At 39.8% G+C, this 24,661-nt stretch carries 23 protein-coding genes, 24 tRNA genes and 1 rRNA gene; 47 read left to right on the top strand and 1 reads right to left on the bottom strand.

The genetic code is table 11. The features are described from left to right. Positions 1-140: 140 nt before the first annotated feature. The 41 genes from rrf (at position 141) to spoIID (ending at position 17,559) form a co-directional block, all read left to right on the top strand. Positions 141-257 (top strand): 5S ribosomal RNA (gene rrf, locus ACFSUL_RS21265). Between the two features lie 41 nt (positions 258-298). Beyond that, a tRNA-Glu gene (locus ACFSUL_RS21260) sits at positions 299-373 on the top strand. Positions 374-379: 6 nt separating this feature from the next. Continuing rightward, positions 380-455: transfer RNA gene (locus tag ACFSUL_RS21255), tRNA-Val, on the top strand. Between the two features lie 71 nt (positions 456-526). Next, positions 527-602: transfer RNA gene (locus tag ACFSUL_RS21250), tRNA-Thr, on the top strand. A 25-nt stretch (positions 603-627) separates the two neighbouring features. Beyond that, positions 628-703 (top strand) — tRNA-Lys (locus ACFSUL_RS21245). Between the two features lie 6 nt (positions 704-709). Next, positions 710-794 (top strand) — tRNA-Leu (locus ACFSUL_RS21240). 13 nt (positions 795-807) lie between these two features. Further along, positions 808-882: transfer RNA gene (locus tag ACFSUL_RS21235), tRNA-Gly, on the top strand. Between the two features lie 10 nt (positions 883-892). Next, positions 893-981: transfer RNA gene (locus ACFSUL_RS21230), tRNA-Leu, on the top strand. 6 nt (positions 982-987) lie between these two features. After that, positions 988-1,064, top strand: a tRNA-Arg gene (locus ACFSUL_RS21225). Between the two features lie 14 nt (positions 1,065-1,078). Then, positions 1,079-1,155 (top strand) — tRNA-Pro (locus ACFSUL_RS21220). Positions 1,156-1,178: 23 nt separating this feature from the next. Continuing rightward, a tRNA-Ala gene (locus tag ACFSUL_RS21215) sits at positions 1,179-1,251 on the top strand. 15 nt (positions 1,252-1,266) lie between these two features. Further along, positions 1,267-1,340, top strand: a tRNA-Met gene (locus ACFSUL_RS21210). A gap of 30 nt (positions 1,341-1,370) precedes the next feature. After that, positions 1,371-1,444, top strand: a tRNA-Ile gene (locus ACFSUL_RS21205). A gap of 7 nt (positions 1,445-1,451) precedes the next feature. After that, positions 1,452-1,544: transfer RNA gene (locus tag ACFSUL_RS21200), tRNA-Ser, on the top strand. A gap of 27 nt (positions 1,545-1,571) precedes the next feature. Beyond that, positions 1,572-1,645, top strand: a tRNA-Met gene (locus ACFSUL_RS21195). 33 nt (positions 1,646-1,678) lie between these two features. Next, positions 1,679-1,755, top strand: a tRNA-Asp gene (locus ACFSUL_RS21190). 117 nt (positions 1,756-1,872) lie between these two features. Beyond that, a tRNA-Phe gene (locus ACFSUL_RS21185) sits at positions 1,873-1,948 on the top strand. 35 nt (positions 1,949-1,983) lie between these two features. Next, positions 1,984-2,067 (top strand) — tRNA-Tyr (locus ACFSUL_RS21180). 8 nt (positions 2,068-2,075) lie between these two features. Next, a tRNA-Trp gene (locus tag ACFSUL_RS21175) sits at positions 2,076-2,149 on the top strand. A 14-nt stretch (positions 2,150-2,163) separates the two neighbouring features. Next, positions 2,164-2,239, top strand: a tRNA-His gene (locus ACFSUL_RS21170). 43 nt (positions 2,240-2,282) lie between these two features. Continuing rightward, positions 2,283-2,357, top strand: a tRNA-Gln gene (locus tag ACFSUL_RS21165). A gap of 88 nt (positions 2,358-2,445) precedes the next feature. After that, positions 2,446-2,519 (top strand) — tRNA-Gly (locus ACFSUL_RS21160). A 15-nt stretch (positions 2,520-2,534) separates the two neighbouring features. Beyond that, positions 2,535-2,611 (top strand) — tRNA-Ile (locus ACFSUL_RS21155). A gap of 21 nt (positions 2,612-2,632) precedes the next feature. Beyond that, a tRNA-Asn gene (locus tag ACFSUL_RS21150) sits at positions 2,633-2,707 on the top strand. An 88-nt stretch (positions 2,708-2,795) separates the two neighbouring features. Further along, positions 2,796-2,869: transfer RNA gene (locus ACFSUL_RS21145), tRNA-Arg, on the top strand. Positions 2,870-3,332: 463 nt separating this feature from the next. Continuing rightward, the gene (upp, locus tag ACFSUL_RS21140) at positions 3,333-3,962 is read left to right on the top strand and encodes a uracil phosphoribosyltransferase (protein ID WP_377938344.1); all 630 of its coding nucleotides are present in this window, start codon (positions 3,333-3,335) and stop codon (positions 3,960-3,962) included. A gap of 19 nt (positions 3,963-3,981) precedes the next feature. Then, entirely contained in the window at positions 3,982-5,127 is a 1,146-nt protein-coding gene (gene wecB / locus ACFSUL_RS21135; protein WP_377938356.1) for a non-hydrolyzing UDP-N-acetylglucosamine 2-epimerase, read from the top strand. A 514-nt stretch (positions 5,128-5,641) separates the two neighbouring features. Further along, on the top strand, positions 5,642-5,863 hold the full coding sequence (locus ACFSUL_RS21130) for an AtpZ/AtpI family protein (RefSeq protein ID WP_071410517.1): 222 nt from the start codon (positions 5,642-5,644) through the stop codon (positions 5,861-5,863). Positions 5,864-5,869: 6 nt separating this feature from the next. Beyond that, positions 5,870-6,244: an ATP synthase subunit I gene (locus ACFSUL_RS21125; RefSeq protein WP_377938342.1), complete on the top strand. Its 375-nt coding sequence runs from the start codon at positions 5,870-5,872 to the stop codon at positions 6,242-6,244. A gap of 22 nt (positions 6,245-6,266) precedes the next feature. Then, positions 6,267-6,989, top strand: coding sequence for a F0F1 ATP synthase subunit A (atpB, locus tag ACFSUL_RS21120; protein ID WP_377938341.1), 723 nt, complete (start codon positions 6,267-6,269; stop codon positions 6,987-6,989). A gap of 76 nt (positions 6,990-7,065) precedes the next feature. Further along, a complete protein-coding gene (atpE, locus tag ACFSUL_RS21115; RefSeq protein WP_071410520.1) occupies positions 7,066-7,278 on the top strand; it encodes a F0F1 ATP synthase subunit C in 213 nt (70 codons plus the stop codon). 183 nt (positions 7,279-7,461) lie between these two features. Next, complete coding sequence (locus tag ACFSUL_RS21110) at positions 7,462-7,977, top strand: F0F1 ATP synthase subunit B (RefSeq protein ID WP_071410521.1); 516 nt, start codon at positions 7,462-7,464, stop codon at positions 7,975-7,977. After that, the gene (locus tag ACFSUL_RS21105; protein ID WP_071410522.1) at positions 7,974-8,510 is read left to right on the top strand and encodes a F0F1 ATP synthase subunit delta; all 537 of its coding nucleotides are present in this window, start codon (positions 7,974-7,976) and stop codon (positions 8,508-8,510) included. The genes ACFSUL_RS21110 and ACFSUL_RS21105 overlap by 4 nt, the downstream gene beginning before the upstream one ends. Before the next feature lie 27 nt (positions 8,511-8,537). Next, on the top strand, positions 8,538-10,046 hold the full coding sequence (gene atpA / locus ACFSUL_RS21100) for a F0F1 ATP synthase subunit alpha (RefSeq protein ID WP_071410523.1): 1,509 nt from the start codon (positions 8,538-8,540) through the stop codon (positions 10,044-10,046). Positions 10,047-10,373: 327 nt separating this feature from the next. Then, complete coding sequence (gene atpG, locus ACFSUL_RS21095) at positions 10,374-11,234, top strand: ATP synthase F1 subunit gamma (RefSeq protein WP_377938337.1); 861 nt, start codon at positions 10,374-10,376, stop codon at positions 11,232-11,234. Between the two features lie 85 nt (positions 11,235-11,319). Continuing rightward, positions 11,320-12,738, top strand: a complete 1,419-nt coding sequence (gene atpD, locus ACFSUL_RS21090; RefSeq protein ID WP_377938335.1) for a F0F1 ATP synthase subunit beta — start codon at positions 11,320-11,322, stop codon at positions 12,736-12,738. 22 nt (positions 12,739-12,760) lie between these two features. Beyond that, a complete protein-coding gene (locus ACFSUL_RS21085; RefSeq protein ID WP_377938333.1) occupies positions 12,761-13,165 on the top strand; it encodes a F0F1 ATP synthase subunit epsilon in 405 nt (134 codons plus the stop codon). A 234-nt stretch (positions 13,166-13,399) separates the two neighbouring features. Continuing rightward, a complete protein-coding gene (locus ACFSUL_RS21080) occupies positions 13,400-13,651 on the top strand; it encodes a DUF1146 family protein (protein WP_377938331.1) in 252 nt (83 codons plus the stop codon). A gap of 202 nt (positions 13,652-13,853) precedes the next feature. Then, entirely contained in the window at positions 13,854-14,600 is a 747-nt protein-coding gene (locus ACFSUL_RS21075; protein ID WP_377938329.1) for a YwmB family TATA-box binding protein, read from the top strand. A gap of 32 nt (positions 14,601-14,632) precedes the next feature. Next, positions 14,633-15,943: a UDP-N-acetylglucosamine 1-carboxyvinyltransferase gene (gene murA, locus ACFSUL_RS21070; RefSeq protein ID WP_377938326.1), complete on the top strand. Its 1,311-nt coding sequence runs from the start codon at positions 14,633-14,635 to the stop codon at positions 15,941-15,943. Positions 15,944-16,545: 602 nt separating this feature from the next. After that, entirely contained in the window at positions 16,546-17,559 is a 1,014-nt protein-coding gene (spoIID, locus tag ACFSUL_RS21065; protein WP_377938324.1) for a stage II sporulation protein D, read from the top strand. An 89-nt stretch (positions 17,560-17,648) separates the two neighbouring features. On the opposite strand, the gene ACFSUL_RS21060 is transcribed toward spoIID, so the two are convergent. After that, positions 17,649-18,080, bottom strand: a complete 432-nt coding sequence (locus tag ACFSUL_RS21060) for a VanZ family protein (RefSeq protein ID WP_377938322.1) — start codon at positions 18,078-18,080, stop codon at positions 17,649-17,651. A 349-nt stretch (positions 18,081-18,429) separates the two neighbouring features. Between ACFSUL_RS21060 and ACFSUL_RS21055 the strand changes: the two genes are divergently transcribed. From ACFSUL_RS21055 to mreB, 6 genes are all read left to right on the top strand, one after another. Then, positions 18,430-19,371, top strand: a complete 942-nt coding sequence (locus ACFSUL_RS21055) for a peptidoglycan DD-metalloendopeptidase family protein (protein ID WP_377938354.1) — start codon at positions 18,430-18,432, stop codon at positions 19,369-19,371. A 562-nt stretch (positions 19,372-19,933) separates the two neighbouring features. Beyond that, positions 19,934-20,116, top strand: coding sequence for a hypothetical protein (locus tag ACFSUL_RS21050; protein ID WP_377938321.1), 183 nt, complete (start codon positions 19,934-19,936; stop codon positions 20,114-20,116). Positions 20,117-20,182: 66 nt separating this feature from the next. Next, positions 20,183-20,485 (top strand): DUF4212 domain-containing protein, encoded by a 303-nt coding sequence (locus ACFSUL_RS21045; protein WP_377938320.1) that lies wholly within the window; start codon positions 20,183-20,185, stop codon positions 20,483-20,485. A gap of 57 nt (positions 20,486-20,542) precedes the next feature. Further along, positions 20,543-22,207, top strand: coding sequence for a sodium:solute symporter family protein (locus tag ACFSUL_RS21040; RefSeq protein ID WP_377938319.1), 1,665 nt, complete (start codon positions 20,543-20,545; stop codon positions 22,205-22,207). A gap of 794 nt (positions 22,208-23,001) precedes the next feature. Next, positions 23,002-23,262: a sporulation transcriptional regulator SpoIIID gene (gene spoIIID / locus ACFSUL_RS21035; RefSeq protein WP_071410535.1), complete on the top strand. Its 261-nt coding sequence runs from the start codon at positions 23,002-23,004 to the stop codon at positions 23,260-23,262. Positions 23,263-23,561: 299 nt separating this feature from the next. After that, the gene (gene mreB, locus ACFSUL_RS21030; RefSeq protein ID WP_377938316.1) at positions 23,562-24,563 is read left to right on the top strand and encodes a rod shape-determining protein; all 1,002 of its coding nucleotides are present in this window, start codon (positions 23,562-23,564) and stop codon (positions 24,561-24,563) included. Positions 24,564-24,661 lie beyond the last annotated feature (98 nt).

Below are 24,661 nucleotides of genomic sequence, written 5' to 3'. Positions count from 1 at the left end.
ATTCGATAGAATTCATCGGAAGAGATGTAACGACTCGAGAAGTTAGGAGCCGTAGCTGGACAATTAAACAAGCGATACTCCATCTTTTTGACTTCAACTTTATCTAGTTTTGAAGGAACAAACCTTCTATTACATATTCGTCTGGTGATTATGGCGAAGAGGTCACACCCGTTCCCATGCCGAACACGGAAGTTAAGCTCTTCAGCGCCAATGGTAGTTGGGGGATTTCCCCCTGCGAGAGTAGGACGTTGCCAGGCACAGCCCCTATTTGGGGGCTATTGTTTTGTCAAATTATATTGGCCCGTTGGTCAAGCGGTTAAGACACCGCCCTTTCACGGCGGTAACACGGGTTCGAATCCCGTACGGGTCACCATATAGTGGAGGATTAGCTCAGCTGGGAGAGCACCTGCCTTACAAGCAGGGGGTCGGCGGTTCGATCCCGTCATCCTCCACCATATATAGTTGTTAGGTTTAACTAGCAAGGCATAATTGATGAATATATATTAGTAGAATAAATATTAATAACGCCGGTGTAGCTCAACTGGTAGAGCAACTGACTTGTAATCAGTAGGTTGGGGGTTCAAGTCCTCTTGCCGGCACCATTTAGTATATACTTAATAATTTTAAGAGCCATTAGCTCAGTTGGTAGAGCATCTGACTTTTAATCAGAGGGTCGAAGGTTCGAATCCTTCATGGCTCACCACTATTTGCGGGTGTGGCGGAATTGGCAGACGCACCAGACTTAGGATCTGGCGCCGCAAGGCGTGGGGGTTCAAGTCCCTTCACCCGCACCACTGCTTTTATAACGCGGAAGTAGTTCAGTGGTAGAACACCACCTTGCCAAGGTGGGGGTCGCGGGTTCGAATCCCGTCTTCCGCTCCAAAGAAACTTTGCCGGGGTGGCGGAACTGGCAGACGCACAGGACTTAAAATCCTGCGGTAGGTGACTACCGTACCGGTTCGATTCCGGTCCTCGGCACCACAATACGCGCCCGTAGCTCAATTGGATAGAGCGTTTGACTACGGATCAAAAGGTTAGGGGTTCGACTCCTCTCGGGCGCGCCATCTTAATTAATAAACGGGAAGTAGCTCAGCTTGGTAGAGCACTTGGTTTGGGACCAAGGGGTCGCAGGTTCGAATCCTGTCTTCCCGACCAGTAGAAAGTTTAAATACAAACATGGGGCCTTAGCTCAGCTGGGAGAGCGCCTGCTTTGCACGCAGGAGGTCAGCGGTTCGATCCCGCTAGGCTCCATATTATTTTTAAAATGGCGGTGTAGCTCAGCTGGCTAGAGCGTACGGTTCATACCCGTGAGGTCGGGGGTTCGATCCCCTCCGCCGCTATAAGAAATTAATGTTAGTGCTAGTAATATTGGACCCTTAGCTCAGTTGGTTAGAGCTGACGGCTCATAACCGTCCGGTCGTAGGTTCGAGTCCTACAGGGTCCATTTATATGGAGGAATACCCAAGTCTGGCTGAAGGGATCGGTCTTGAAAACCGACAGGGGTGTTAAAGCCCGCGGGGGTTCGAATCCCTCTTCCTCCGCCATATCCTTTAAACAATAATTCATATTAGCGCGGGGTGGAGCAGTCTGGTAGCTCGTCGGGCTCATAACCCGAAGGTCGCAGGTTCAAATCCTGCCCCCGCAATACCAGGTTTTCAGTAAAATGAAAATTTAATTTGGTCCGGTAGTTCAGTTGGTTAGAATGCCTGCCTGTCACGCAGGAGGTCGCGGGTTCGAGTCCCGTCCGGACCGCCATTTACATATAGGGCACTTATAAAATCAGCATACAGATTGAATTGAGATTTGAAAAAATTTCCTGGAAGTTGTATGATGAAGAAAGCCTTGTCTGAAATTAGGATACATATTAAATAAGGCTCAGTAGCTCAGTTGGTAGAGCAATGGACTGAAAATCCATGTGTCGGCGGTTCGATTCCGTCCTGAGCCACCATTAACTTAATATTCCCTTAGTTTTTCAGGAAGTATGGAGGGGTAGCGAAGTGGCTAAACGCGGCGGACTGTAAATCCGCTCCTTCGGGTTCGGCAGTTCGAATCTGCCCCCCTCCACCACCAAAATTAGGGGCATAGTTTAACGGTAGAACAGAGGTCTCCAAAACCTCCAGTGTGGGTTCGATTCCTACTGCCCCTGCCAATAGATAAATAATGGCGGTTGTGGCGAAGTGGTTAACGCATCGGATTGTGGCTCCGACACTCGTGGGTTCGATTCCCATCAATCGCCCCAAAGTAAAGTATTATTATAAAAATTGACTCATGCTGCTTTTCAATGGGCTATAGCCAAGCGGTAAGGCAACGGACTTTGACTCCGTCATGCGCTGGTTCGAATCCAGCTAGCCCAGCCATTTTCAAATAACTTGGTTAATTGTTAGTCAAAGATAGGTAAGCTTTCATAGCAAGTCAAACTTGAGTATTTACAATAAATTTATACATGCGGGTGTAGTTTAATGGTAAAACCTCAGCCTTCCAAGCTGATGTCGTGGGTTCGATTCCCATCACCCGCTCCAAATAATACATAATGGGGGCCTATAGCTCAGCTGGTTAGAGCGCACGCCTGATAAGCGTGAGGTCGGTGGTTCGAGTCCACTTAGGCCCACCATAATTAAATAATTTTTCTTGTTCCGCAGTAGCTCAGTGGTAGAGCAATCGGCTGTTAACCGATTGGTCGTAGGTTCGAGTCCTACCTGCGGAGCCATTTTTTATATGAAGAAATTTTTAAGATCGCCCTTTGCTAAGAGGATAGGTCCCGTAGACATGCTTATTTCTTTTATTTCAAGTGTGATGCGCCTTTAGCTCAGCAGGATAGAGCGACAGCCTCCTAAGCTGTAGGTCAGAGGTTCGAATCCTCTAAGGCGCGTATTTAAACATAACTATGGTAGAGTGATAGAAAAAACTAATATGAATATCTAAAAATATAACGAGGAGCGATTACCAATATGGTAGTCGCTTTTTTTGTAGGGAAAATAATAAAAAGTTCTCTTTTGAATAACCTTTCTATTAGAACAGTCTGCATCTAAACTAGTATAGGGAGCCTGCTTAGCTTTTTCTGCCCGTAAACTGAATCTATTGTTTTAAAAAAGTTTTTTTCTTTTTAACATGAGGGATAAAGATTCCAAACCTCTGTATTTTATAGAACAAATTCGACTTATACTCTTCTGATTCTTACATGTGACTCGAAAGAATTACATCTTCTTAAAAATTTCCTTACACTTCCTCACTTTTATTGCCCTTAGATTCTCTTTTATGTACAATAGGCAATAGTGTAAATCATGAAACAGGAATTTATTTTACATAAAAACAGCATAAAGGAGCGAGTTAGAGTGGGTAAGGTTTATGTATTTGATCATCCATTAATTCAACACAAATTAACATTTATTAGAGATAAAAACACAGGTACAAAGGAATTTCGTGAGCTAGTAGATGAGGTGGCTACGCTAATGGCCTTTGAAATCACACGTGATTTACAATTGGAGGAAATTGAAGTAGCAACACCAGTTAGTCAGGCGACAGCCAAAACATTAGCTGGAAAAAAACTCGGGATTGTGCCGATTCTTCGTGCGGGACTAGGTATGGTTGATGGAATATTAAAGCTTATTCCTGCAGCAAAAGTAGGACATGTTGGTTTGTACCGTGATCCTGAAACATTGCAGCCTATTGAATATTATGTGAAGCTTCCTAGTGATGTGGAAGAGCGTGAGCTTATTGTAGTAGATCCAATGCTTGCTACTGGCGGGTCTGCTGTTGAAGCGATTAACTCACTAAAAAAACGTGGTGCGAAAAACATCAAATTCATGTGTCTTGTTGCCTGTCCTGAAGGTGTGGATGCAATTAAAGAAGCACATCCGGAAGTAGATATTTATATCGCAGCACTTGATGAAGGGTTAAATGAAAAAGGATATATCGTACCTGGTCTTGGCGATGCAGGAGACAGATTATATGGTACAAAATAATGAAAAGCAGGTGAAAATAGTGGACAAGCCTATAAAAGTAATGACAATCTTCGGTACAAGACCAGAAGCAATAAAAATGGCACCACTTGTACTAGAGTTAAAGAAATATCCTGAGCAATTTGAGACAGTCGTAACAGTAACAGCTCAACATCGACAAATGCTAGATCAGGTATTGAACATTTTTGATGTGCAACCTGATTATGACTTAAATATAATGAAGGACCGTCAAACACTTATAGATGTTACCACAAGGGGACTAGAGGGGCTCGATAAGGTAATGAAAGAAGCAAAGCCCGATGTTGTCCTTGTACATGGCGATACAACAACAACATTTATTGCCAGCCTTGCAGCATTCTATAATCAAATTGCAGTTGGTCATGTAGAAGCCGGATTGCGAACATGGAATAAATATTCTCCATTCCCAGAGGAAATGAATCGTCAATTAACAGGTGTTATGGCAGATTTGCACTTCTCTCCAACAGAGAAATCAGCTCAAAATCTTCTAAATGAAAACAAAAAGGAAGAAAGTATCTTTATTACTGGAAATACAGCGATAGATGCACTTAAAACTACGGTTAAAGATGAATATGAACATGAGGTGCTTCAAAAGGTCGGCGATGATCGTCTAGTATTACTTACGGCACACCGCCGTGAAAACCTCGGTGAGCCGATGCGTAATATGTTCCGTGCAATTAAGCGATTAGTGGACGAGCATGATGATATTCAAGTTGTTTACCCGGTCCATTTGAACCCAGCCGTTCGAGAAGTGGCGGATGAGGTGCTCGGAAATGATCCTCGAATACACTTAATTGAGCCGCTTGATGTCATTGATTTTCATAACTTTGCTTCAAGAGCACATTTAATTTTAACCGATTCTGGTGGTGTCCAAGAAGAAGCCCCATCACTTGGTGTCCCAGTTCTTGTGCTTCGTGACACAACGGAGCGTCCGGAAGGAATTGAAGCAGGAACATTAAAGCTAGCAGGGATAGAAGAAGAAAATATATACAACTTAGCGAAAGAGCTTCTTACAGACCAAAAAGCTTACGATAAAATGGCGAAAGCAGCCAATCCATACGGAGACGGACTTGCATCTTACCGAATCACCCAAGCTATCCGTTATCATTTCAAAGAACTAAAGGAACGACCAAAGCCGTTCACAACCTAACTAACATAGAGGCCCTTGTTATTTAAATAACAAGGGCCTCTATTATTTTGCGGACGTAGCTTTAATGCGTTAAAGTAACTAGGGACGGACCTTTGAGGTTGTCTCCAACTTCCATATCTTAACCCATTAAAATCCATACTTTAGAACGGAAAAAATAATTTATACAAGTATAATATTATATGGAAGTATTTACATTACATAAAAGTCATTCACATATTCATGTTTCTTCTATATACTTTAAGAAGTAGAGCAGTAAGTAGTATTGAAAATGCCTAAAGATTTGTATCTATTGTCAAAAAACACGTTTGAATTGTGTGCAAATTGTGACAACTGTAACAGCTAGTAAACTTTTTAAATACAACACATTGACATAGATAATATGCTATTGTATGCTAACAAAGGATATATAATGATAAGGTTTTCACAATTAAATGTTTAAGGTGTGAAAACGCTTTACATCCTTTGAAGAAAGTGCTTTTCCACATTCCACTACAAATTAGTGTGGGGATGAATTATGCGTCAAAACAAACGACGTCCGTATCAATCGATGGCCCTATATTCTGCCATACTTTCACAATTAGTTGGTTCCATTCTCATTGGAATTTTTGGAGGAAGATGGCTTGATAAAATATGGGATACCACACCACTATTCTTAATTATTGGACTACTTCTTGGTCTGTCGGCAGGTACTTATGCCATGCTTCGCACAGTCCAACATTTCTATTCGGGAGACTAATGTGACATGCCGGAAATACAACAAATGTTTATAAGGCATCGTAAGTACATACTTTTTCTTCTCTCCATTTACGTTCTCGGTTGGGGCTTTACATCCTATCAGTCTATTTTTTTAGGACTTATCTTTGGTACAAGTATAAGCTTGTTTAACCACTGGGTAATGGTTAGAAGAACATCAAGGTTTGGAGATGCGGTGTTAGCAGGGAAAAAGGTACGATCATTAGGGACATTTTCACGGATGGCTGGAGCGGCCTTTGCGATTATAGTAGCAATGGAGTTTCCACACGTATTCCATATCCTAAGTGTTGTTTTGGGATTAATGACATCCTACATTGTCATTATGATAGATTATTTTATTCAGCAACTAAAATCTCATCAGTAGCGGGGAAGAGAGGTGAATTTCATTGAATCATGAAGCTCCTTTATACAATTTGGATTTCATGGGTACGACAATAACCTTTAACCTGGCAAATATTTTAATGATTACTGTAGCAAGTGCTATCGTTTTCCTTATTGCCGTTTTGTCTACTCGTCGACTTGCCATGAAACCAACAGGGTTCCAGAACTTCATGGAATGGACGATGGACTTTGTGAAAAACATTATTAAAAGTAACATGGATTGGAAAACAGGGGGACGTTTTCATATTTTAGGTCTTACCTTGATTATGTACATATTTGTTTCAAATATGTTAGGTCTTCCATTTGCTGTCGTGATTGATCACGAACTATGGTGGAAATCACCTACAGCGGATCCTGTTGTCGCCATGACATTATCTGTCTTAGTGGTAGCACTATCCCATTATTATGGTATTAAGATGAAAGGTTTTGGTGAATACGGAAAAGACTTTTTAAAACCAATGTGGTTCTTGTTCCCGCTTAAAATAATTGAGGAATTTGCCAACACATTAACATTGGGTCTTCGTCTTTACGGAAACATCTATGCCGGAGAAATACTTCTTACTTTACTAGCAGGAAGTTTAGCAACTGGCGTAGGAGGAACGATTGCGGCAGTTTTACCAACACTTGCTTGGCAAGGATTCTCCATTTTCGTTGGTGCCATCCAATCATTCATTTTTGTTATGTTAACGATGGTGTATATGGCTCATAAAGTCAGCCATGACCATTAATATATACCTGTTCATTTATTGAACAAAAACATTTAGTAAAAAATATATTTTTATACATTTAAGGAGGAACTTTAGAATGGGTCTTATAGCAGCAGCAATTGCAATCGGTTTAGCAGCACTAGGTGCAGGTATCGGTAATGGTCTTATCGTATCTCGTACAGTTGAAGGTATCGCACGTCAACCAGAAGCACGTGGTATGCTTCAAACAACAATGTTCATCGGGGTTGCGTTAGTAGAGGCGATTCCTATCATCGCGGTTGTTATCGCGTTCATGGTACAAGGTCAATAATCGAAGTTACACACGTTCCAAAATGGCGAAGATCATTCCTTGAGAACCTTCGCCATTCCTTTATGTTCATGACTTCAGAATAGAAGGAAACAATCTATTATTCACTGCGTAAATCAGTGTGAATTAAATAATTAGCAAAAATGCTTAATAGAAGGAATTGACTCTTGAAGGGAGTGAAATCGCGTGCCAACAAACGCATTTGTCCTTGGTGCAGGTGGAGTTAACACTGGTGATATTATATTCCAGCTTGTTATGTTTATCATCCTACTTGCCCTATTAAAGAAATTTGCATGGGGTCCTTTAATGGGCATTATGCATGAACGTGAAAATCATATTGCAAATGAAATCGAAGCGGCAGAGAAAAGCCGTCAAGAAGCTAATAAAAATCTAGAAGAGCAACGTCAGCTTTTAACAGAGGCACGTCAAGAAGCTCAAGGGCTCATTGAGAACTCTAAAAAACATGGCGAAGAGCAGCGACAAGAAATTATTGCAGCAGCTCGCGCGGAAGCAGAACGCTTAAAAGAATCTGCAAAGCGCGAAATCGAAACGCAAAAAGAACAAGCGGTTACCGCACTACGCGAACAGGTCGCTTCATTATCTGTACTAGTTGCTTCTAAAGTAATCGAAAAAGAACTTTCTGTTGAAGATCAGCAAAAGTTAATTAATGATTACATCCAAGAGGCAGGAGAACAGCGATGAGTAACACTGCAGTCGCAAAACGTTATGCGTTAGCTCTTTTTGAAATTGCCAAAGAACAAAATAGTCTAGAAACTATAGAGCAAGAGCTCCGAGTCGTTAAATCTATTTTTATAGAAAATAACGAAATAAATACTCTTTTAGAAACACCAAAGATTCCTTTAGATAAGAAAAAGGAAATCGTAAAAGAAGCTTTTATAACTGCTTCCCCATCTGTACTTAATACATTGTTATTATTAACTGATCGTCATCGTTCTGGTGAAATCGTTGCGGTAGTTGACGCATTTATTGACCTAGCGAACGAAGAGAGAGGCATTGCAGAAGCAACTGTATACTCCGTTCGACCTCTTAGTGATGACGAGAAGGAAGCGTTATCATCTTCTTTTGCAAAAAAAGTAGGAAAACAATCTTTAAGAATTGAAAATGTGACAGATGAAAGCCTCCTCGGAGGTATCAGAGTCCAAATTGGTAACCGCATCTTTGATGGTAGCCTAGTTGGGAAACTGAATCGTCTGGAACGTGAATTAATTCGTTAACTTTCATATAAATGAGGGGTGAAATTCATGAGCATCAAAGCGGAAGAAATCAGCGCGCTGATTAAAAAGCAAATTGAGAACTATCAGTCTGAGATGAAAGTAAGCGATGTTGGTACGGTTATTGAAATTGGTGACGGTATCGCTCGAGCTCATGGCCTCGACAATGTCATGGCTGGAGAGCTTGTTGAATTCTCAAACGGTGTTATGGGTATGGCACAAAACCTTGAGGAAAATAATGTTGGTATTATTATCCTTGGGCCATTCAGAGATATCCGTGAAGGCGATGAAGTTCGTCGTACAGGTCGTATAATGGAAGTTCCTGTAGGTGAGGAACTAATTGGTCGTGTTGTTAACTCTCTTGGACAACCCGTTGATGGTTTAGGTCCAATTAATACGTCAAAAACTCGTCCAATTGAAAGTAAAGCTACTGGTGTTATGGATCGTAAATCCGTACATGAGCCACTTCAAACAGGTATTAAAGCGATTGACGCTCTTGTACCAATCGGACGTGGTCAACGTGAGTTAATCATCGGTGACCGTCAAACAGGTAAAACATCTGTTGCAGTCGATGCAATCTTGAATCAAAAAGATCAAGATATGGTATGTATCTATGTTGCAATTGGACAAAAAGAATCTACTGTACGTACTACAGTAGAAACGCTTCGTAAGCATGGTGCTTTAGACTACACAATCGTTGTTACAGCATCTGCTTCTCAACCAGCTCCAATGCTATTCTTAGCACCTTATGCTGGTGTATCAATGGGAGAAGAGTTCATGTTCAATGGCAAACACGTGCTTATTGTATATGATGATCTTTCTAAGCAAGCGGCTGCATACCGTGAGCTTTCCTTACTACTCCGTCGTCCTCCAGGTCGTGAAGCATTCCCTGGTGACGTATTCTATCTTCACTCTCGTTTATTAGAGCGTGCAGCAAAGCTTAGTGATGCGAAGGGTGCAGGTTCTATCACAGCATTGCCATTCGTTGAAACACAAGCTGGAGATATCTCTGCTTATATTCCAACGAACGTAATCTCCATCACGGATGGACAGATCTTCTTACAATCTGACCTATTCTTCTCTGGTGTTCGTCCAGCGATTAACGCAGGTCTTTCTGTATCACGTGTTGGTGGTTCTGCACAGATTAAAGCGATGAAAAAAGTATCCGGTACGTTACGTCTTGATTTAGCTGCATACCGTGAACTAGAAGCATTCGCACAATTTGGTTCTGATCTTGATAAAGCAACACAAGCGAAATTGAATCGTGGTGCTCGTACGGTTGAAGTACTGAAACAAGATCTTAACAAACCACTTAAAGTTGAAAAACAAGTAATGATCCTTTATGCGTTAACAAAAGGTCATTTAGATGATATTCCGGTAACAGATATTCGTCGTTTCGAAGATGAATTCCTAAGCTGGTTAGATCGCAACCACACGGATGTATTAGACGAAATTCGTACAACAAAAGCTCTTCCTGAAGACGAAAAAATGGTAGCTGCTATCAACGAATTCAAGAAAACTTTTGCGAAATCTGAGTAAAGAATAGATACCGGCTAATTGAAAAGTGAAAGTGGCTTGGTAAGAGGCGACAAGATTTTCCGGGAAAACAGAAGAGGTCGTTCTTTGACCTCAGCTGTTTTATCGGAAAAGACCTCGAGCCTCTAGCCACTGGAACTAGACTAATTGAAAAGTGAAAGTGGCTTGGCTAGCCTCAGGCATAGTATAAGACAAGCACCTCGGAAAGGCGCCTTTTGGGATGGTTGTCTTATGACCTCGAGGGGGCTAGCTGCTGAAACTAGACAAACCGGTAAGTTCTTTTAAATTATCTTTCGTTCTAAAACAATGAAACAAGGGTGGTGAAAACCAGTGGCATCGTTACGCGATATACAAACTCGTATAACTTCAACAAAAAAGACGAGTCAGATTACAAAGGCAATGCAAATGGTATCTGCTTCTAAGATGAGTCGTGCGGAAATGAATGCTAAGTCATTTATTCCTTACATGGAGAAAATTCAAGAAGTAGTATCTTCGGTTGCCCTTGGTAGTACAGATGTAACGCATCCAATGTTAGTCTCCCGCCCCATCAAAAAAACCGGTTATTTGGTCATTACCTCTGACCGGGGGTTGTCGGGGGGATATAACAGTAATGTTATACGACTTGTCAATAACAAAATCAATGAACGTCATAAATCCAAAGATGAATTTGTGATTATTGCAATTGGGCGTAAAGGTCGGGATTTTTTCCAAAAACGTGGATTCAATGTCATTGAAGGCGTTGTAGGAGTTCCAGATCTACCAAGCTTTGCAGATATTAAAGATATCGCAACGAAAGCGATATCCTTGTTCTCAGATGAAGCTTATGATGAACTGTATTTATATTACACTCACTATGTTAGTGCGATCCAGCAAGATGCTACGGAAAAGAAAGCTTTGCCGTTAACAGATATGGACACCACTACAAAAAAGGTAACATCTTATGAGTTCGAACCATCTGCAGAAGAAATTTTAGAAGTGTTGCTTCCTCAATATGCTGAGAGTTTAATTTATGGAGCATTACTTGATGCGAAAGCAAGCCAGTTTGCTGCTGAAACGACAGCAATGAAGAATGCAACAGACAATGCCAAAGAGCTAATTGATAATCTTACATTATCTTATAACCGTGCACGTCAAGCTGCTATTACACAGGAAATCACTGAAATAGTCGGTGGCGCGGCGGCTCTAGAGTAGTAATAAACGATTAATTCAAATGAATGTCGCAGGCACATTCATCTTTTATATCACAGTCGTGAAATGCTAGTTAGGAGGGAAAGACATGAACAAAGGACGCGTACTTCAAGTAATGGGTCCGGTTGTTGACGTAAAGTTCGAAGCTGGTCAACTTCCTGATATTTTTAACGCGTTAAAGGTTGAACAAACGGAGGAAACTGGCTCAGTTAAAGTTGAATTAACACTAGAAGTTGCCCTTCACCTTGGAAATGATACGGTTCGTGCGATCGCAATGGATTCTACTGACGGTTTAACTCGTGGAGTAGAAGTTGCCGATACTGGAGCTCCTATCTCAGTTCCTGTTGGTGATGTAACTCTTGGACGTGTATTTAACGTACTTGGTGAGACAATCGACCTTGATGAGAAAATTAATGCTGAGGCTCGTCGTGATCCAATTCACAGAGAAGCACCTAAATTCGAACAACTTTCTACAGAAGTAGAAATTCTTGAAACGGGTATTAAAGTAGTAGACTTACTTGCTCCATATATTAAAGGTGGTAAGATCGGTCTATTCGGTGGTGCCGGTGTAGGTAAAACAGTATTAATCCAGGAACTTATTAACAACATCGCTCAAGAACACGGTGGTCTTTCCGTATTCGCTGGTGTAGGTGAACGTACTCGTGAAGGTAACGACCTTTTCCACGAGATGAGCGACTCTGGCGTTATTAAGAAAACAGCAATGGTATTCGGTCAAATGAATGAGCCACCTGGAGCACGTATGCGTGTTGCACTTACAGGTCTTACAATGGCAGAATATTTCCGTGATGAGCAAGGACAAGACGTTCTTCTGTTCGTTGATAACATCTTCCGTTTTACACAAGCAGGTTCTGAGGTATCTGCCCTATTAGGCCGTATGCCATCTGCCGTTGGTTACCAACCAACACTTGCAACGGATATGGGTCAATTACAAGAGCGTATCACTTCTACTAATGTAGGTTCTGTTACATCAATCCAAGCGATTTATGTACCTGCCGATGACTATACGGATCCGGCACCAGCAACAACTTTCGCTCACTTAGATGCAACAACAAACCTTGAGCGTAAACTTTCTGAGATGGGTATTTACCCTGCCGTAGATCCTTTAGCGTCTTCATCTCGTGCGCTTTCTCCAGATGTTGTTGGAGAAGAGCATTACGAAGTTGCTCGTAATGTACAACAAACATTACAACGTTACAGAGAACTTCAAGATATCATCGCAATCCTAGGTATGGATGAACTCTCTGATGAGGATAAGTTAGTCGTATCACGTGCTCGTCGTGTACAATTCTTCTTATCACAAAATTTCCATGTTGCTGAACAGTTTACTGGTCAGAAAGGATCTTATGTACAAGTGAAAGATACTGTTCAAGGATTCAAAGATATTCTTGAAGGAAAATACGATCATATCCCAGAAGATGCATTCCGTCTAGTAGGTCCAATTGAGGATGTATTGGCTGCAGCTAAAGAGATGGGTGTAGAGGTATAATTAGGGACCAGGAGGGAAGAAAATGAAGACATTAAAAGTCAATATTGTCACTCCCGATGGCCCAGTGTACGATTCAGAAGTGGAAATGGTAAGTACAAAAGCTCAAAGCGGTGAGCTTGGTATTTTACCTGGACACATTCCGATGGTTGCTCCACTACAAATCGGTGCGGTTCGCCTCAAAAATGGTGGAAACACTGAGCTTGTAGCTGTCAGTGGCGGCTTTTTAGAAGTTCGTCCTGAACAGGTGACAATTCTAGCACAAGCTGCAGAAACAGCAGAAGCTATCGATGTAGAACGCGCAAAAGAAGCAAAAAGTCGTGCTGAAAGCCGATTACAAGCACAAAAAGAAGATGTTGACTTCAAACGTGCTGAAATTGCTCTCAAACGCGCAGTGAACAGAATTAACGTTTCCGAACGTAACTTCTAACTACAACCTAACACCTCTTCCCATCAGTCTAGGGAAGAGGTGTTTTAGTATATTCTTATAGTGGAGGGACGGACCTTTAACCTCTGTTAAAGGTCCGTCCCTCATTACTTTAGTGCAATAAAGCCTTATTGGTAGAAAAATCTTACATTTATTGATAAGATTTATATTTCAGAGTAGAGGCTTTTGTGGTATTATGAGACTATGCGTGGAATTTTACTGTTTAGGGGAGATTGGATGGTTGAAGTTTTTGGTCAGCAGGCTTTAGTGAGCATGATTGTACATATAATGGTTTTTGGAATCACGTTTTGGGCTTTACAAGCACTACAGTTTGAAAAGTTTCTCAGAAAAAACCGTGTAGCACAAGCTCGCTTACTTTATATACTGCTAACAATTGCCATTGGATCTATTGTCAGTAACTTTTTAATTGATTATTATGTCTGGACGCAACAACTCCCTTTTTACTTTGAACTTATCAGGTTTTTGTGAAAAATAGGACTTCCTGCATGTTTCTTTCTTATGCACTTTTAAGTATTATTTATTTTGTGTCTGTTTGTGAAAAAGTTTCAAAATATTTCTGTTATAAAAGCGATGAATCTTGTTTTAAAAGAATGTAAAAAGATGACGACATTTCCCAAGTATTTTCCTCTTCATCATGGAAAGACTTTTTAGTAAGGGGGAGGAATACAAAATGAAACGTTATTTTTACATTGTTTTAATTTTTTTATTGGGGTTTGGTTTTTACGTCATCCATTACGGGAATAACACGACTGAAGCCACTAGTTCATTAGATATCAGTAAGCTTGAAAATGCAGTGAACAGCGTCGATGGTCGTATCGTTGATTGGTCTCTATATGCAAGAGAAAATTTAAATATCTCTACGGATAAAGGATTTGCTAAATTTATTAAAAATATACAAAGTAAATTTCCGGATTTTAAATGGCAGGAAAAAGTGAAGAATGATGGAACCATCGTTGTGGGACATTTCCAACATGCTCATGGGGAAGAAACGATAAAATTCGAGTCAACCCACACAAATGGGACCACTTTTTCGTATGTTGTTTATAGCATCCAAGGAGATAAAGGGTTATCGACAAAAGATACCAAATATATTGTCGACCAATATATCCCTAATATAGATAAAATTTTTATGAATAAACCTATAATATTCTCTTGTATAAAAGGCGAAATCAATGATAGGCTGGACAAAGTTTTGTCAGGTCAGGCAGTTGAATTATTGGCAGAGTTAGATGCAAAGCAAATTGAGTCATTAGAAGAAAAAGATTTTTATTCGATTTCAGCTTATTCGGAAGAGATCACACAGGCAATACCAACAGAGACAGAAGACATGAATATACAACTAGGATTACGAGATAACGGTTTGGGCGCTAAGACAACCTTTGTTATTGGCACACCAATCCTAACGATTGAATATTAATATAGAGAAATTGGACGCGGAGGGGAATACTCTTGGAAAAAATTATCGTCCGCGGCGGACAGCAATTAAACGGTACAGTGCAAGTAGAAGGTGCTAAAAATGCCGTTTTACCTGTAATCGCTGCAACATTATTGGCTAGTGAAGGTAAGAGCGTAATTAAGAATGTACCAGCTCTCTCCGATGTATATACTATTAATGAAGTAATACGTCATTTAAATACAGATGTAGCTTTTCATAATAACGAAGTAACAGTAGATGCATCTAGAGAGTTACTGGTAGAAGCTCCTTTTGAATATGTAAGAAAAATGCGTGCTTCTGTCCTTGTAATGGGTTCATTATTAGGAAGAACAGGAAGAGCACGTGTTGCCCTCCCAGGTGGGTGTGCGATTGGTTCAAGACCGATAGATCAGCATCTTAAAGGCTTTGAAGCAATGGGTGCCAAAGTAAAAGTCGGAAATGGCTTTATTGAAGCAGAAGTTGATGGAAGACTTAAAGGTGCAAAGGTATACCTTGATTTCCCAAGTGTTGGGGCAACAGAAAATATTATGATGGCTGCTGTATTGGCAGAAGGTACAACAATATTAGAAAATGTTGCAAAAGAACCTGAAATAACAGACTTAGCTAACTTTCTAAATAAAATGGGAGCCAAAGTAAAAGGTGCTGGAACAGGAACAATCCGCATTGAAGGTGTGGAACGATTATACGGTACCGAACATAGCATTATTCCAGATCGTGTTGAAGCAGGTACATTTATGGTTGCTGCTGCAATTACAAAAGGAAATGTATTAGTGAAAGGTGCTATTCCCGAACATCTTTCATCGCTAGTTGCAAAAATGGAAGAAATGGGAGTTACCATTGTGGAAGAGGCTGATGGTCTTCGAGTAATTGGACCGGATAAGTTAAAATCAGTTGATATTAAAACGATGCCTCATCCAGGATTCCCAACAGATATGCAATCGCAAATGATGGCGCTTCTTCTCTGTGCAGAAGGAACGAGTGTCATTACGGAAACGGTTTTTGAAAATCGTTTTATGCATGTCGAAGAATTCCGTCGAATGGGTGCAGATATTAAAATTGAAGGTCGTTCTGTCATTATGAACGGTCCGACGACATTACAAGGTGCAGAAGTCGCAGCAACAGACTTACGTGCTGCAGCTGCTCTATCTATCGCTGGACTTGTGGCGGATGGCTATACTCGCGTAACAGAATTAAAACATTTAGATCGTGGTTACGTAAACTTCCACAACAAGCTTGCAGGAATTGGTGCAGATGTAGAACGTGTAAATGAATCTGTCGAGGATTCTGTTACAAGTCAACAAGTTATTAATGATATTAACGCATAATTTTTATAAAAGGTAAGCCTCTTCAATATTGGAGGCTTATTTTTTATACTTTAATTTATTGGATAGAGATGTAAGTCATCCTATTTCCATGCAAACGAGGATTAAAAAGAAATACCCAAATAAAACAGATCCCTGTAAAATGCAGACGGTGTCTGTCCCCTACAGACATAACGACATTGTTTGATGAGTTTGTGGGTCATTCCTTTTAGCAACATCCCCCTTTGTCTTGTAGATGAGGTTTGAGGGCTGTTTCAGCGGCTTAAGGCCTCTCGCCTTGAGGTCATAAGCCAAGCATCCCGCTCAAGAAGGCAAAAAGAGCGCCATTCCGGGATACTTGTCTTTTGTGCTTGTCAAGGCCACCCAAACCGCTTCCGCTTTTCTCTGTCCAGTTCCAGCGGCTAGCTTAGCTCGCTGTGAAAAAGATAATTACCCTCTAAGGGCAAAAGACGCCCCTTGGAGGTCATCTCTATTTTCTTCGCGAGCTGCCCAAGCCGCTTCCACTTTTCTAATCATAAATGCTTGTCCACTACCATACATATGAAGTAGAGAGGAGAAGTGTTCGGGCATTTCTTCTATTCAATCTTATTTTGGGGGCATCAAACATGAAGCATTTAAAACCAGTACTCATCATCTTCTCCATTTTCATCGCAGTAACGTTTATTGTACCTACCTTAGTTGTGCTTCCTTTTTCGTCAGACAAAGAGAGTAAATCTTTAGAGGAAAAACTTGAAAAAGGCGCTAGTCATGAAGAACTTGCAAAATCTGTCGAGGTAGCAGTCTATCGCTCACAAAAAGACGTGATTGAAGAAATACCATTAGAAGAATATGTTGTTGGTGTCGTCTCTGGGGAAATGCCGGCTAATTTTGAGCTAGAAGCTTTAAAGGCACAGGCTCTAGCAGCGCGTACGTACATCGTCAGTCATTTGCTTAGTGATGCGAAAGGTGTTCCTAAAGGGGCAGACGTTACAGATACAGTGGACCATCAGGTTTTTAAAAATAAAGAAGAACTAAAGCAGGCATGGGGTTCTGATTATCAATGGAAGCTAGATAAAATTTCAGAAGCAGTACTAGAGACAAAAGGGCAAGTTTTAACATTCGATGGTAAACCAATAACAGCCGCTTTCTTTTCAACTGGAAATGGATATACGGAAAATTCAGAGGCATATTGGTCGGATGCTTATCCATATTTAAAAAGTGTGAAAAGTCCTTGGGATAAACAATCGCCTAAATTCACCGATCAAAAAGTAATACCTGTATCAGAATTCCAGCAAAAATTAGGTATTACTCTTGCTGGAGATGGGTCCGTTGGGACAATTACATCTAGAACACCTGGTAAACGTGTTGGAAGTGTAGAAATAAGCGGAAAAGAGTTTAGTGGACGTGAGATAAGAGATAAACTCGAACTTCAATCCTCTGATTTTACTTGGTACCGTAAAGGAGACCACATTGTTGTTAACACGAAAGGTTACGGTCATGGGGTAGGAATGAGTCAATACGGAGCCAATGGAATGGCAAAGGAAGGAAAAGGCTATAAAGACATCGTCGAGCATTACTATAAAAACGTGGAGATTTCCAAAGCAGACCAACTATTACAAAAAGTTACCGCACAGCGTTAATATAAAAAGTTAACATGTTAAAACTCATGAAATCAAAAAGGTACAGGATCATAAAAATTGATCCTGTACCTTTTTGCGTGAGCAAGTAGCTAACCCTTCATCCAAGCTTCCACTCTTTTCATCGTTTTTCCGAATGAACTAGTTTCTCTAAAATAAGTCCGATTAATAATTAAAAAACAGACCATAACACCAAACAAGTCTTTGGCAGCATCAATCAATGTTGCGGAACGATAAGGTATGAATGATTGATGGATCTCATCAATAAAACCATAAAAAATAGCGGCAAGTGCTGCGATAAAATTAACGGCATAACTCAACTTATTATGAGCAAGCAATGCAGCAACAAAAAGAACATAAAGGATAGCAAACTCAATTACATGAAGGGACTCTTTAAAAATTCTATCCCATTTGGATGAAGCCAACTCAATTACCGCAGTATCAGGCAAACTGGATAATGTCCAAATAACACCCATATATACAAACGGGGATACTGTTAAAACTATTTTAATAAAACTTTTCATACCAGTTGTCCTTTCAAAAGAAATTCATAAGTGAGTGTTCCAAGTGAGTGTTCCTGGCACAGAACATCGAATTTGTTCCTGGCACAAAACATTGAATTTGTTCCAGGAACAAAAACACTTGTACCTAAGTTTTTTCTTCTAGAAAAAGGTGAAAAATGCTTCTAATTAGAAGGTTTACTTTTTTTGTTATTTTACCATGTCAGCAAAAAATGTTCGAGAAAGTAAAAAAGTTTTAAAAAATATACATAATTAGAGGTGGTTTGTTGAAAAATAAGGATTTTAAAAATTTTTTATGAAAGATGTATATATTTTTGAGTATCTGTTCAGAATGATTGCTGAGGTGATGAAAATGAGAGAGGAAGAAAAGAAACAATCTTCTCAGAAATTTTTTAAGAAGCGTTGGGTATTCCCAGCAATCTATTTAGCGAGTGCTGCAATCATTATTACAGGTATTCTTTGGTATCAATCAGCAGGAAATGATGTAGCGGATGATTCGGAAGACTTTGGTTTTGAAGAAAATGCAACGGATAAACAATTTGATAATCCTGCCGTTGAAGTAAACCGGTCTTTAGAAAACTTTGTAATGCCAGTGAAAAATCCAGAGAATGCAGTCATCGAAAAGCAATTCTATGATGAAAATGCATCAGCAGAAGAACAAGAAGCTGCTCTAGTTGTCTACAATAATCAATATCAGCCAAACCAAGGTATTGATATTTCAAACGAAGGCAAAGATTTTAATGTTTTAGCAGCTATGAGTGGAAAAGTAACAAAAGTTCAAGATGACGCCCTATTAGGGAACATAATTGAAATTGAGCATGCGGAAGGTATTGTAACTCGCTATCAATCTGTTAAGGATTTTAATGTTGCGGTTGGTGATTCCGTAGAACAGGGGCAAGAGATTGCAAAAGCAGGAACTAGCCAATTAAATGAAAAGGCAGGTACTCACGTTCATTTTGAAATTCGTAAGGACAATGTAGCTGTCAACCCTCTAGAATATATGAATAAGTCGTTAGCATCCCTTAAAGAAGCTAACGTAGAAGACGAGAAGAAGTTAGATGAAGGTACTGCAAGTGAAAAAGCAGAAGACCCTGCTGCAGAAGGCGAAACTTCTAGTACACCGGAAGCGTCGGAAGAAGAGGCAGCAGAACAAGGTGAAGGCCAAGATGAAGCTGCTGAAGAGCAACCAGCAGAAGACAAAGCTACAGATGAACAATCATCAACAGAAAGCGAAGCTGACCAAGAAAATCCAACTTCTGGTGAAGAGCCAAAAGAACAAAAAGAACAAGAATAAATTAGGAAAAAGGATAACCTTTAACGCAGGTTATCCTTTTTTAATGGCTGTTTTCTAAAGACTATTTTCGTAAAGTTTGTTGCTTTTTAACGGAAACTAAGTTTAACCCACTGAGTTAACTGGAGCGGAGGGCACTTGACTCCTGTGGGATACAGAGGAAAGGTCGAGACCCCGAAGACGGAATGGATCATCCATTGTCCATAAACAATAAACTTTACCAAAACAGCCTTTTAAATAGAAAAGAAAACATTTTAAAGTAGCAAATCTGCCAACTCTTTGCATTTATTTTTTTAGAGATAGTAAAAGATTCGACAAGAAAAATAGTATTGTAAAAAACATTTTTTATATAAAAATCTCCTATAACTTCTTCTTTTATAAGGAATATCTTTATTTTTATAAAGTATCTACCTTCCATAACATAAAAATTTGTCTAACAAGTTTTCTTGACCAAGCACCCTATAAAAAAGATAATAAAAAACACAGGTAAAATTTCCGAAAATTCAATTAAATAACCTGAGGAGTGATGCTACTAGCAAATGTTGCGTATATAGGGGGTGGAAACATGTATGTATTTATTGGTTTTATGGTCGTAACAGGGATATCTTTAATTCTTACTCTTAAGCACAAAAAATCTTTTTTTCTAGCAATTCCTTTTTTATCATTATTGGTTTATTTTGTTGTTCAAGTTGCTTTAGTTCCGGTTCCGTTTTTGGACACGGTCAAATTTATTTTTAGTCTATCGTAAGTGAAATGTAAAAGTCTACAATGCTTTCCGAAATGTCATTTGAAGATCAGGGGGGAATATGGATAGATGAAAAAAATAGATAAGGCGACAGCTGATCGGTATTCAAGGGAAAAAAACCGCTACACGGTTCTCTACTTAATAGTCTGGTTTGCTGCTTCCTTCGGGGTTGTGCTATTTGCAGAAAGCTTATCAACTGTTACGTTAAACGGCTTTCCTTTTCATTACTTCATGGGTGCTCAAGGGGCCATTTTAATCTTTATTATTCTTTTATTTGTCAATGCAAAGGTCAGTGATCAAATTGATAAAAAGTATGGAATCGATGAAAGCAAAAATGAACAAATAAGCTATGGCAAAACGTTAGACCATTAAAAAGAGAGGTCTTTAGTAGAGGGGTAAATAAGGGGAGATTAAACAAGGGGGAGTACAATGGATCAACAGTTTGTCGTTTCAACGGCCATTATTTTAGTTACATTTGCTTTATATATCGGGATTGCAATTTATAACAAAGCAAGAGCAACCTCAGACTTTTACGTAGCTAGCCGTGGCGTTCCGCCGATATTTAACGGTATGGCAATTGGCGCTGACTGGATGAGTGCAGCGTCCTTTATTGGAATGGCTGGTACCGTCATGATTCTTGGATATGATGGGTTGGCCTATATTATGGGGTGGACAGGAGGCTATTTACTATTAACCTTCTTACTAGCTCCGCAACTACGAAAATATGGACGCTACACGGTTCCGGAATTTATTGGGGATAGGTATAACAGCCATACTGCCCGCGTCATTGCGGCGCTTTGTACTATCATTATCAGTTTTACCTATTCAATTGGTCAGTTGTCTGGTTCAGGGGTAGTTATTGGGCGTCTTTTTGAAATTGATGCAAAGGTGGGAACGATGATAGGGGTCGTTCTCATTGCGTTCTATTCAGCATTTGGTGGAATGAAGGGGATTACATGGACGCAAGTGGCTCAATATATCATTTTAATTATCGCTTATTTAGTCCCGGTTATTTTCATGTCATTGCAATTGACTAGTAATGCACTACCATGGATTTCCTACGGAGAATTAGTTGGGAAAATGGGAGAGCTTGATAGGGAATTAGGAATCTCTGAATACTTTGCACCATTTACAAACGGAACGAAATGGCAGTTTATGGCACTTATGTTTACTTTAATGGCAGGTACTGCAGGTTTACCACATGTTATTGTTCGTTTCTATACAGTTAAAACAATGAAAGCAGCACGTTGGTCCGGGGCTTGGGCACTTCTGTTTATCGGTCTCTTATATTTATCAGCACCGGCATATGCAGCATTTTCTCGTTTTATTTTAATGACAAAGGTAGCTGGTAGTAAAATTACGGAACTACCTGAATGGACAAAATCTTGGGTAGATACAGGGAAATTGCAAGTAGCAGATTCAAACGGAGATGGAGTTTTACAATGGAAGGAGCTCATCATCTCCAACGATATTGTCGTTATGGCGACACCTGAAATTGCCAATCTAGGGGTGTTCGTTATTGGATTAGTGGCAGCAGGAGCAATGGCAGCGGCACTTTCCACAGCAGGCGGCTTAATGATGTCAATTTCATCTTCCTTTGCTCACGATATTTATTACCGAGTTTTCAAACCAAATGCGTCCGAGAAAAATCGTTTAGCTGTTGCTAGGTGGACAATTGTCATCGCGACCGTCTTAGCTGGAGTTGTAGCCTTAAACCCACCTGGTGTGATTACGCAGATTGTTGCCTGGGCATTTGCATTGGCGTCTGGAACATTCTTCCCTGCACTTATTCTGGGAGTTTGGTGGAAGCGTTCTAATGCAGCAGGGGTGATTGCAGGTATGCTAGTCGGTTTAGGTGTGACTCTTACCTATATCTTTATAGCAAGAGAAGGCATCACGCTATTCGGTATTGTCGATACAGGAGCAGGTGTATTCGGAGCAGTTGCTGCTATTTTGGCGAATATTATCGTTTCACTTTCCACAAAAGCTCCAACACAAAAAATTCAAGAGGAGGTTGTGGACTTACGTTACCCTGAGCAGATGACATATAAAGATGGCGAAGTATGGGTGGAGGATGATGTTAATATAAAATAAAATGTTATAGCCAGTTAACTAAGGAAAGCTTAGGTGGCTTGCTCAGAGGCGACAAGTTTCTTCGAAAAATAACTCCTTTTAACAACAGTTGAAAGGAACGGTCCGTTGCTCACAAACAACAAACTTTACGAAAATAAGCTTTGAAAAAGAACTGATTCACTAGCGACGTAAAAGACGTTTATGAATCGGTTCTTTTTTATGGAAATAGTATTGTTGTTTGAGGATAGTACAGTTAAAAAATTAATGCTTGGTAAAAGTGATTTTTTCTCTCTATCCTCGACACATTTCTCAGGAAATAATGAAGTTTTACAGGGAAGTTGTCGAATGAATGAGTAATTCCTTTCGTTGAGGAATTACCCATTTTACTTTTCTAAGGAAAAATTATGAGCTGTTCCTGGCATAACCCGAGCATTTTCATCAATAAAAAACGTCTTTCAGTTACTTTTCATCTTGATTATTCATTTATTTTTGGAAAATTTACACTATATCTTGTCCTTATTGGCTTTTTTGTGCATATATAGGGGCACAAGCTAATAAAATGATACAAACCTGACAAAAAAGAGAGTGTATGAGGTGAGGGATCGTTTTATTAGCTACTAAGGAGCAGCGATAATAATCATGATCATCTGTCGTAATTTCAGAAAGTGTATATATAGCTTTCTGCCGCATAAATAGGAAAATAGCTATTCTTTTGTAGGATACAGAATTTCTTTTTGCGGATTGTACTAGTCATTGAAGCGAAAGGCGAGTCTCATTTCGCACTTCTCACATCCAATTTAGGGAGGTCGAGTGGTGTGCACGATTACATCAAAGAGAGAACGATCAAGATTGGTAAGTATATCGTGGAGACGAAAAAAACTGTTCGCGTCATTGCGAAAGAGTTTGGCGTATCCAAAAGTACTGTCCATAAAGATTTAACAGAACGTTTGCCAGAAATAAATCCTGAATTAGCCAATGAAGTTAAAACAATCCTTGATTATCATAAATCAATCAGACATCTACGAGGCGGAGAAGCAACAAAGAAAAAATACCGTAAAGAAGAACTCCATAGCTAAAACCGATATACCAAGCACCTGAAAACTCAAAAGGTCTTGGTATATTTTTTATTGTCTTCTCTTAAATTGCAAGTAGTTGGGACCGCCTGTTAATGTGGGACAAAGTTAATAACTTCGAAACATTTTCTTGACATTTGTTCCCTTATTTCGACATTTTTATGGTAAAATGATAAATTAGGTGAAAGAATATATAAGTATATATATTTCTATTTTCGTATGACTATTAGCTCAAAGAAATTACATACATGAGTAAAGGCACAAATGTTGACTTTTTTTACTATTGAAGGGAGAAAGACAGGATGTTTGCAAAAGATATAGGAATTGATTTAGGTACGGCTAATGTACTAATTCATGTAAAAGGAAAAGGGATTGTGTTAAATGAGCCATCGGTGGTCGCTATAGATAAAAATACGAATAAGGTGTTGGCAGTAGGAGAAGAGGCTCGCCGCATGGTTGGGCGTACTCCGGGGAATATCATGGCAATGCGTCCACTGAAAGATGGAGTAATTGCAGATTTTGACGTAACAGAAGCGATGTTAAAACATTTTATTAATAAATTAGATGTTAAAGGATTTTTATCAAAACCAAGAATCTTGATTTGCTGCCCTACGAATATTACAAGTGTTGAGCAAAAAGCAATCAAAGAAGCAGCAGAAAAAAGTGGTGGCAAGAAAATTTACCTTGAAGAAGAACCGAAAGTGGCTGCAATTGGTGCAGGAATGGACATTTTCCAACCTTATGGAAATATGGTAGTTGATATCGGTGGAGGTACAACGGACGTTGCTGTCTTATCTATGGGGGATATCGTAACATCTTCTTCTATAAAAATGGCAGGGGATAAATTTGACAATGAAATTTTAAGCTATATCAAAAAAGAGTATAAGCTTTTAATTGGAGAACGTACTGCAGAAGACATCAAGGTAAATATCGGAACTGTTTTCCCTGGATCTCGAAGCGAAGAAATGAGTATTCGTGGACGTGATATGGTATCGGGACTACCACGTACAATCACTGTTAATTCAGAAGAAATCGAGAAAGCACTTCGTGAACATATCGCAGTTATCGTTCAAGCTGCTAAAAATGTATTAGAAAAAACGCCGCCTGAACTATCTGCAGATATTATCGACCGCGGAGTGATTTTAACCGGAGGGGGCGCACTTCTTCATGGCATAGACTTACTGCTAGCAGAAGAGCTAAAAGTCCCAGTTCTAGTAGCAGAAAACCCAATGGACTGCGTTGCAATCGGAACAGGAATCATGCTTGAAAATATCGATCGGATTGCAAAGAAAAAAATAGGATAATTAGAAAAGCGGAGGCAGCTCGTTCAGCCCGCGAAGAAAATAGAAAATTCCCTCAAAAGGCGCTTTTTGCCTTTGGGGGGGATTTATCTTTTTCACAG

Origin of the sequence: Bacillus seohaeanensis (assembly GCF_042684945.1) — a bacterium.
In the GTDB taxonomy this organism is placed as follows: domain Bacteria; phylum Bacillota; class Bacilli; order Bacillales; family Bacillaceae_B; genus Rossellomorea; species Rossellomorea seohaeanensis.
The sequence above is the reverse complement of the archived record's forward strand: the minus strand, read 5'-3'. Positions and strand labels throughout refer to the sequence as shown.

Excerpts from the sequence above, each read along its gene's own strand:
- ACFSUL_RS21130 (WP_071410517.1), top strand. The coding sequence starts at position 5,642 with ATGCGTCAAAACAAACGACGTCCGTATCAATCGATGGCCCTATATTCT.
- ACFSUL_RS21125 (WP_377938342.1), top strand. The coding sequence starts at position 5,870 with ATGCCGGAAATACAACAAATGTTTATAAGGCATCGTAAGTACATACTT.
- atpE (WP_071410520.1), top strand. The coding sequence starts at position 7,066 with ATGGGTCTTATAGCAGCAGCAATTGCAATCGGTTTAGCAGCACTAGGT.
- ACFSUL_RS21105 (WP_071410522.1), top strand. The coding sequence starts at position 7,974 with ATGAGTAACACTGCAGTCGCAAAACGTTATGCGTTAGCTCTTTTTGAA.
- atpA (WP_071410523.1), top strand. The coding sequence starts at position 8,538 with ATGAGCATCAAAGCGGAAGAAATCAGCGCGCTGATTAAAAAGCAAATT.
- atpD (WP_377938335.1), top strand. The coding sequence starts at position 11,320 with ATGAACAAAGGACGCGTACTTCAAGTAATGGGTCCGGTTGTTGACGTA.
- ACFSUL_RS21085 (WP_377938333.1), top strand. The coding sequence starts at position 12,761 with ATGAAGACATTAAAAGTCAATATTGTCACTCCCGATGGCCCAGTGTAC.
- ACFSUL_RS21080 (WP_377938331.1), top strand. The coding sequence starts at position 13,400 with ATGGTTGAAGTTTTTGGTCAGCAGGCTTTAGTGAGCATGATTGTACAT.
- ACFSUL_RS21075 (WP_377938329.1), top strand. The coding sequence starts at position 13,854 with ATGAAACGTTATTTTTACATTGTTTTAATTTTTTTATTGGGGTTTGGT.
- spoIID (WP_377938324.1), top strand. The coding sequence starts at position 16,546 with ATGAAGCATTTAAAACCAGTACTCATCATCTTCTCCATTTTCATCGCA.
- ACFSUL_RS21060 (WP_377938322.1), bottom strand. The coding sequence starts at position 18,080 with ATGAAAAGTTTTATTAAAATAGTTTTAACAGTATCCCCGTTTGTATAT.
- ACFSUL_RS21055 (WP_377938354.1), top strand. The coding sequence starts at position 18,430 with ATGAGAGAGGAAGAAAAGAAACAATCTTCTCAGAAATTTTTTAAGAAG.
- ACFSUL_RS21050 (WP_377938321.1), top strand. The coding sequence starts at position 19,934 with ATGTATGTATTTATTGGTTTTATGGTCGTAACAGGGATATCTTTAATT.
- ACFSUL_RS21045 (WP_377938320.1), top strand. The coding sequence starts at position 20,183 with ATGAAAAAAATAGATAAGGCGACAGCTGATCGGTATTCAAGGGAAAAA.
- ACFSUL_RS21040 (WP_377938319.1), top strand. The coding sequence starts at position 20,543 with ATGGATCAACAGTTTGTCGTTTCAACGGCCATTATTTTAGTTACATTT.
- mreB (WP_377938316.1), top strand. The coding sequence starts at position 23,562 with ATGTTTGCAAAAGATATAGGAATTGATTTAGGTACGGCTAATGTACTA.